The 1,756-nt window shown below is 73.0% G+C and carries 1 protein-coding gene; it reads right to left on the reverse strand.

Annotated features, from left to right (window positions below; all coding sequences use genetic code 11):
• Positions 1-62: 62 nt before the first annotated feature.
• Positions 63-1,631: an LCP family protein gene (locus tag RKE29_RS29010; RefSeq protein ID WP_312008689.1), complete on the reverse strand. Its 1,569-nt coding sequence runs from the start codon at positions 1,629-1,631 to the stop codon at positions 63-65.
• Between the last annotated feature and the right edge of the window lie 125 nt (positions 1,632-1,756).

Genomic DNA, 1,756 nt, shown 5'->3' on the forward strand with positions numbered 1-1,756 from the left:
CGCGGAACGCCCGCCATCCGGCGCAGAACGCGCGCGTCCGGCCCGGAACGTGCGCGTCCGGCTCAGAACATGTGCAGCGGGTCGACGTCCATGCAGGCCGACGTGTCGTCGCCGTTGAGCGCGTCGGCGCTCTCCGGCGTCCTGCCGTCCCCGGGACCGGCGCTCGCGTGGCCGCCCGCGCCCGTGCCGCCCGTACCCGTGCCGCCGCCAGACGCCTTCGGATACGTACTGCCGTACCGCCAGTCCGCGCCGATCACCAGCGTCACGCGCGTGACGGAGGAGGACACGCGCACCGCGCTGTCCGGCAGCCCCAGGGCCTTGGCCACCGCGAGCGCGTCGCCGCGCTGACCGGCGGCCGCGTAGCTGATGACGGTCTCCGTCCGCGACCTGGGCGCGGTGCCGGCGACGGCCTGGGTGAACCCGTCGCGCACCAGGGTGCTCGCGATGAGGCCCGCGCGGCCGGGGACCGCGGCCAGGGTGCTGGTACGGGTGCCGTTCAGCACGGTGACCGGGATCTGCGACCTCGGCGCGGACGGCGGGGCGGGACTCCCGGACGGGCTGGCGGACGCGGAGGACCCGGGGGATCCGGAGGACCCCGGGGACTGTGACGCGGCGGCCGACGGCTTCTTCTTGTCCTTGCCGTCCAGCGCGATGTCGTTGCGCACCAGCGAGAACAGCTTGTCCGCGTCGCCCGGCTTGGGGATGACGTGCGCGGTCGGGTTCCGCGGGTCGGGCAGCCACGGCATCGTGGCCATGGTGATCCGGTCCGCCGGCACGCTCTTGAGGTCGTTGCCCAGGTCGTACAGCTTCTTGACCGTGCCGATGCCCTTGTCGACCGTGAGCGACTTCGTCGCCGCCTCGGCCAGGCCCATCAGCTTGCCCGGGTCGGTCAGCTTCGTGCCCGCCTTCAACTGCCGCACCATCGCGCTCATGTACATGTGCTGCGCCTTGGCGCGGGCGATGTCGCTGCCGCCCGCGAAGCCGTGCCGGGTGCGCAGCCACGACAGCGCCGTCTTGCCCTTGACGACCGTGCGGCCCTTCTCCAGGCGCAGACCGGAGTCCCGGTCGCGGACGTTGGCGTTGACGCACACCGGGACGCCGCCGACCGCGTCGGCCATGCGCACCACACCCGAGAAGTCGATCATCATGAAGTGGTCGATCGGAATGCCCGTCAGCTCTTCCCAGGTGGCCACGGTGCAGCCCGGACCGCCGTTGCCGAGGCTGGAGTTGATGATCTGCTCGGTCTTGGGGTAGACGTGTCCGTCGTCGGTGTCGGTGCACTGGGGGATCGTCACGCGCGTGTCGCGCGGCACGCTGACCACCGACATGTTGCTGCGGTCGGCCGACACGTGCACCAGCATCTGCACGTCGGCCAGCGGCTTGCGGCCCACCTGGTCGTGCGCGCCGCCGAGCCGGACGTTCTCCCGGGTGTTGCGGCTGTCGGAGCCCAGGACGAGGATGTTCATCGGCCGCTGGCCCTCGGCGTTGGGAGCGGACCGGTCGAGCCGGTTGGTGCCGAGGTTGAGGTCGTCCTTCTTCAGGTTCCCGTTCAGGTGCTGGTAGTACAGGTAGCCCGCGGCGGCCGTGCCCAGGATCAGGACCGCCAGGCCCAGCGCGGTCCAGCGCAGGATGCGTACGCCGCGGCTGCGTTGGGCCCGCCGCGGTCCGCCGCGCCTGCGGCGCCGCCCGGGGCCCGGCGGTCCGCCGCCTCCCGGGTCGTCGCCCGGTTCCGGCCCGCCCGGGCCCGCCCGGTCCG

Origin of the sequence: Streptomyces sp. B1866, assembly GCF_031932565.1 — a bacterium.
In the GTDB taxonomy this organism is placed as follows: Bacteria; Actinomycetota; Actinomycetes; order Streptomycetales; family Streptomycetaceae; genus Streptomyces.